This is a genomic window from Wocania ichthyoenteri Th78, from assembly GCF_000789235.1.
Classification (GTDB): domain Bacteria; phylum Bacteroidota; class Bacteroidia; order Flavobacteriales; family Flavobacteriaceae; genus Wocania_A; species Wocania_A ichthyoenteri.
On sequence record NZ_KN525716.1, the window covers coordinates 3,828,730 to 3,834,765 of the forward strand.

General features: G+C 33.6%; 6 protein-coding genes. 1 reads left to right on the forward strand and 5 read right to left on the reverse strand.

Annotated elements, in window-relative coordinates; all coding sequences use genetic code 11:
* Positions 1 to 4: 4 nt before the first annotated feature.
* The 3 genes from RG22_RS16600 to RG22_RS16610 form a co-directional block, all read right to left on the reverse strand.
* Entirely contained in the window at positions 5 to 889 is an 885-nt protein-coding gene (locus tag RG22_RS16600) for a tyrosine-type recombinase/integrase (protein ID WP_034039732.1), read from the reverse strand.
* Positions 882 to 1,811 (reverse strand): tyrosine-type recombinase/integrase, encoded by a 930-nt coding sequence (locus tag RG22_RS16605; RefSeq protein WP_034045361.1) that lies wholly within the window; start codon positions 1,809 to 1,811, stop codon positions 882 to 884. The genes RG22_RS16600 and RG22_RS16605 overlap by 8 nt, the downstream gene beginning before the upstream one ends.
* A 90-nt stretch (positions 1,812 to 1,901) precedes the next feature.
* Complete coding sequence (locus RG22_RS16610) at positions 1,902 to 3,428, reverse strand: hypothetical protein (protein WP_034039726.1); 1,527 nt, start codon at positions 3,426 to 3,428, stop codon at positions 1,902 to 1,904.
* A 138-nt stretch (positions 3,429 to 3,566) separates the two neighbouring features.
* On the opposite strand from RG22_RS16610, the gene RG22_RS16615 reads away from it, so the two are divergent.
* A complete protein-coding gene (locus RG22_RS16615) occupies positions 3,567 to 3,941 on the forward strand; it encodes a helix-turn-helix domain-containing protein (protein ID WP_034045364.1) in 375 nt (124 codons plus the stop codon).
* A gap of 317 nt (positions 3,942 to 4,258) precedes the next feature.
* On the opposite strand, the gene RG22_RS16620 is transcribed toward RG22_RS16615, so the two are convergent.
* Both RG22_RS16620 and RG22_RS16625 read right to left on the reverse strand, forming a co-directional pair.
* Entirely contained in the window at positions 4,259 to 4,465 is a 207-nt protein-coding gene (locus RG22_RS16620) for a DUF2283 domain-containing protein (protein WP_034039724.1), read from the reverse strand.
* The coding region (locus RG22_RS16625) for an RHS repeat domain-containing protein (RefSeq protein WP_204244195.1) at positions 4,462 to 6,036 on the reverse strand (1,575 nt) is incomplete at its 5' end. The genes RG22_RS16620 and RG22_RS16625, both read right to left, overlap by 4 nt.

Genomic DNA, 6,036 nt, shown 5'->3' on the forward strand with positions numbered 1-6,036 from the left:
TCTTTTAGCTAATAGGATGGAAGTTGTTGACGATTTCGTGTAGGTTTTCCAAGTCGTCCTGTAAATATCTTTCGGTTGAACTGATGTAACGATGTCCAGCTAAATATTGAACTTTTCGCAAGTTGTATTGTCCTAACCAATTTGTAATTACTGATGCTCTAATCTGTTTTATATTCTCTGATTTTTGATTGTGCTTTTTCAGCTTCTTAATTATCTGTGAAGTCAGCACATTAAATCTTGTGTTGATTGGGAACAGTTGTTCAGTATCGTTTTTTATTCGCTTTTGCAATAATGGCAACACTTCGTTTTGGTATTCTATAAATTCCAATATTTGCCAAGGTTTGAGTTCTAATTCCCTGGCGTTACTTCTTCTTGTACTTGGTATATAAATCTTTCCTTTTGAGAGTTGTAAATGTTCTGTTTTTAACTTGCTTAAACTTGTAGTATTCAAGCCTTGATAAACGATTAATCCTGTTATCAACTTACTTCGCTTCGCTGTTAATCTGTGATATTTATCTTTGATGTTTTCAGTTTCAAAAGAGTAATATAAATCCTCTAATTCATCAGCATTCAATAAATCATAATTGATTGTTCTTTTTGCTCCTTTTACGATTGTATTTTCTATTGGATTATCACTTCTGTAAGCTTCATCAATCAAGTAATTAAAGTAGATTTTTATACTTCGTAATCTGTGGTTGATTGTCTTTTTACTGTTGCCTTTTCGAGTAAGATATTTTATAAATTTCAATGCTGTTTTATAATCGATTTCTGTTGGTGAAGTATGATTGCATTTGCACCATTTTTTAAAGAGTTCTATTTGCTTTTCGTTTCCTGCAATCGTGGTTTCGCTGTAACCTTGTTCCTGTAAATATGTTCTGTAATCATTCATTTTCAATCGTTTTTAAAAGATGTGTATAGATTTGAGTGGATTCCAGAGAAGTATGGCCTAAAAAGGTTTTTATGCTTTCTAATGGTACTTCTTTTTGTAATAAATGTGTTGCGATGCTATGACGTAAAATGTGTAACGTGATTCCTTTTTCTGCAATAGTTTTATTATTGGTTGCTTGTATAATTGCCTTTAATCTGTTGGCAAAACTCATTCCTTGCATTCTCGTTCCATTCTTGTTTACAAAGAGAGCTTCACTTAAATTGGATTGGTAAAATTCTGGTCGAGCTTCGTAGATATAATCTTCCAATATTTCTGCATTCTTTCGGTTGATTGGCACGAACCTTTCACGATAGTTTTTTCCTTTTCTAACAAACACTCGTTCCTTATCAAAATAGATGTCGCTTAAATCCAAGTGTACTGCTTCATTTCTTCGTAATCCGCAACTATATAAAACGGTTAAAATGGCTTTGTCTCTTAACCTAAATCGTGATTCCCTATGACTAAATTCTGTTGCTTTAAACAACTCTTTTACTTCTTCTTGAGTTAATATATTTAACTTTTCTTCGGTTGGTTGCTTCTCTGATTTTAGATGTATGTTGATGCCTTTATGATTGTGATTTTGTAGATATTCCTTGAACTTTTTTAAGGCTTGTTGGTGCTTATTGAGATAGCTTTTACTTAATGCTCCGCTTTGTCTTTCGTTGGCTCGTTGCTGTAATTCTCGGTAATAATCTTTTATGATTTTGGTAGTGATTTGATTGATATCTCTAATACTATTTTGCTCTAAATAATAGAAGAACTCTTGCAAGTGGTTTGGTAAGTTATATACTGTGGTTTCTGCATAACCCAATATATCCAACCATTCTTTGTAACTGACAACTAACAGTTTAAAACTCTCATTATATAGCTTTAATTTTTTCACTTCGGTATGTGTTTTTTGGGATTTCGTGAACCACTTATTTAAGTTGTTGATTTTCAGATATGTTATTAGTCCATTTTAGGCTTTGAACCATTATGAACCATTTGAACTTCTTAACCTATCGATAATGCTCTGCAATAGGTCTTTTATTTGCTTGTTCGTAGTTTCGTAATCATCATAGTTCACGATTTCATAGACATAACCTTTTCGCTTGTTTCCTTTGGCTTTCTGTATGAGTTCCGCTAATTGAAGTTGCAACATATATCGTTTTTGATTACTTGGATTTACTCGTAAAGCTCTGCGGATTTCAGCGTTTGTAAATGTGGTTTGATTTTCCTTTTTCAAGTATGCTTTTAGGTTCTCAAAAAACTGTCTGCAAGCTCCATTTAGCAAATCACTTTTTCGCAATAAAACTTCCTGTATCAGTTCGTTGGCTTCTTCAATATCTTCAATAGTGGTTTCTATATATTCTTCTCCTGTTTCTGTGTCGTATTGCTTTTCTCGTTGGTATTGTTTGTAAAATGTAATCGCTTCAATAAATTGTAAATAGTGTGAGTTTGTACGTCTTGGTTTAAAAACTGATTTCGGTAATTCTAAATGTTCTGCATAAGGATTAATTACTCTGATTGGCTTTAATGTTCGTTGCACATTTTGTAATAAAACACGCGATGCGTGTTCTTCATCATCATTTATTTTTCCTGCACTAATCAACCTTTGGTAATCCATTATTCTCTGGTCTTGCTCTTCGCTTTCATCGATGTATAAAAGGAAGTTTCTATTTGAGTTATCCTCGTAAATGCTTTCCTGTGTGGTGCAACCTGCAACACTTACAGGGCCTTCTACGGTTAGGTGTATCGTTTTGGTAGTTCCTTTGGTGTCTTTGTGCACAACCGTTTTAGTAATTCGCTTTTTAGATTGTAATTCTCGTAATGGATAGAGTACAGATTCAGCACCATCTAAATCCTCAATCAATATTAATTTGTGCTGTAATTCGGTCCGATTGAAGTAATAAAAAGCATTTGCAGATAATACTGTGATTTCTACTTTATCTTCCTCTGGTATTAACTCTGATACTTTAGATTGTAAATGTGTTTTACCAACTCCGGAACTGCCCAAGCTGATGCAATGCAATGGATTATTTGTTTTGCGAGAAGTGAAGATTAAAAACATTGTTTGCCTGTTGTGTTCTTCTCCGATTACGCCAGACTTTCCAATAAGTTCGTTGGTTCGCTTTAGTAGATTTGGTTTCTTTAAAAATGCAACTGCTTGTTTTTCTTCTGTTGCGTTTAATTCTTTGTAGTATGGTTGGTTTTCCTTTTCGTATTGGTCAATCAATAAAAATCTGTAATTTTCTAATTCTTTGGTTAAATCCTGTAATGTTCTTCGTGCTACGCTTGTTCCAATCTCCAAGCGTTCTGCTATTTTTCGAGTGAACTTTTCTATTTGGTTATCGTTGTACAAGTCTATTGAGTGCCTTAAAACATTATGTTGCTTTGGTTTCTGTATGCTCAATGTTACTCGTAAACTCTCTAATTTGTTGAGCTTGATTCCGCCTAAAATGTGTATCTCTAAATGCTTGGTGATATATTCGTAGTTGTTTGGATTGGAAGTATTGAGCATTGTTGATAAATATTTTAATAATCATATTTGACTACAAATATATACATTTTGTTTATTAAAAAATATACACTTTGATTATTGTTTTCAACAGTATTACATTTTATGTCTATAAAAAGTTAACTTTGTATATCATTTTTGATGTTTCATTCACTTATTATTACACTTATGTCGTTTGGAGATAACTTAAAAAAAATACGCGCAGATAAAGATATTTCGCAAGGAGACCTTGCCAAAATGATTGATGTTCACGCTACACATATTTCTCGGTATGAGCGTAATTTAACATCGCCAACCATAGATGTGGCTAAAAAGATTGCTGACGCACTAGAAGTCTCCACAGATGCGCTTATTTACGGTTCTAATGAGCAAATTATAAACAATAAGCTTAATGACGAAGAACTTTTATTGTTGTTTCATAAAACACAACAATTAAGTGATGAAGATATTGCGAGCGTTAAAGCTATGCTTAAAGCTTTCGTTTTTCAAAAAGATATTCAAAAACAATTGGCTTGATATTTACCCAATATTGCCTTTCCTAAAATGCTGTACTGCTCCTATAACATGTACAGCTAGGTTGCACAACTGCAACCTTTTTTGAGATAAAACGCTTATTTTCAGTAAACTAACTTTTTTGATGGCTTGGAAAACGTAGCTTGTTGATTTACAGCAAATTAACAAAAATAGCTTTTTAGCGTTTTTTACAATTAAAACCATAAAAAAACCACATCTTATTTTCTAAAATATGGTTTCTTCTTCTATTGTTTGGCTTACTCTTACCGCCACTAGTTGCAAACTAGCGGGAGCGGAGGGGACCTATTATTCTTCAAAAGTCAGTCAAGAACTTCTATTCCTATCAACTCATCCTTATCATTAAAATCAAAATATATATCTGCTCCTTTGTAACCCTTAATCAATTTTTGAATAGGTAGTTGCTTAACAGAAGCACCTTTTACTCCAATTCCTGGATGGTTTGGCAGATATAAATATCCTACTTCTGAATTATCACTTAACTTTAATACTAAACTCTTTTTTTTCATTGCTCTATAATTTCATTTAAAACTGTTTTTAATTTAGCAGTACCATTAGACCCAACTTGATATACAGCCATTCCTCCTTCACCGACTGGCACTAATATTCTATCTGCTTTTGAAGGATCAATAATTGTACCATTAGGTAAATTATTAGTTCCAACTTCTCCTGTAAGGTTTTTTAAAGCTGCACTGGCTTCATCTGCATTCTTAAAGATACCTCTTTCTACAGCTCTTTCTACAGCATGGGGCAAGTTGGAATTGACTCCTTTAAGAATTTCTGAAGCTTTCCCCCCATTTATCAGCACTTTGATTCCTTTACTAGCTGCATTTATCTCTCCTGCAGGCGATGGTTCAAGTATCGTTAATAAAACTGATGCAGCTAAATAAGTTGAACCTTCTATTCCTTTTTGTAATTCTTTGCTTATTTCTTGTTTTGCATTAGAGACTACGGAATTTTTTAAGGCAACTGGGTCTTCATTATAAGCTGTTGATAATGATATTGCCGTATCAACTATTCTAAGTGCTGTGCCCGGACTACGCGGATTATTGGTTTTTAAATTTTCCCATGTTGAAGCGCCAAAATCCGCAACAGCTCTTCCTATTCCTTTCAATGCTTGCCATGCCTCATAACAATTTATCCCTGGAGGGCAATTCCCATCTGGGTCGTTAAATGCTATTGGATTGTTCATTGCATATGCATACGTAGAATTATGTATCTGCCCAATTGCACCTGCAAGAAGGTCAATATTCATCCATCTACCTAATGCAGGGTCATAATTCCTTGCAGATACATCATACCAATCTAAACCTAACTCATCTTGATATTCCTTACCGCCAAACTTATACTTAAGCGCAGGATTCGTACTATTCACCACCGCATTATACCCTTTATGTTTAAGTCCAAATGGATAGTAGTTGTTTTCTTCTAGTATTTCAAGACTACCATTGCTGCCTTTATAACTCAACCTCACATTCCCTAAATGGTCTTTATACTGGTATACATACTCATAACCACTACCACTAGCATCTACATAACCTTCAGGATGATTAAAGAATTTCAAAGAACTGCCTTCGTACACATAGTTACCTGCATAATCTGTGGTGGTTGGCGTAATACTATTATTATACACAAACTTTCTCAGCTTTACACCTGTGGCATCGTAAATATACTTAATTTTTTTGTTATTGTTGTTCTCAAATTTTACTTCATCAGGTAGGTTTAAATGATTATAGGTAATACCATTGTTTGAAGGGTTGCCAATGCCCTTGTTCTGATCCTTGAGCATGTTACCATTGGAATCATACGCATAATCATTTGTAGAACCATTACTACCATCTTCAAAACCACTAGCTCCATCAATTAGCTCCTCAACCTTTAGTAGCTTATTTCCAGAATCATAAGTATAAGCCAAATAATCTAAAGCAACACTTTGTCCAAGACTACCTTTTTTATGTCTCTTTAAAGCAATTAAATTTCCATTTTTATCATAAGCTACATCAAATAACCTAAACCAATTAGTTTCCCCAGAATTGCTCGAATCATAATTGGCATCAGTAATTCTATTTAAAGCATCATA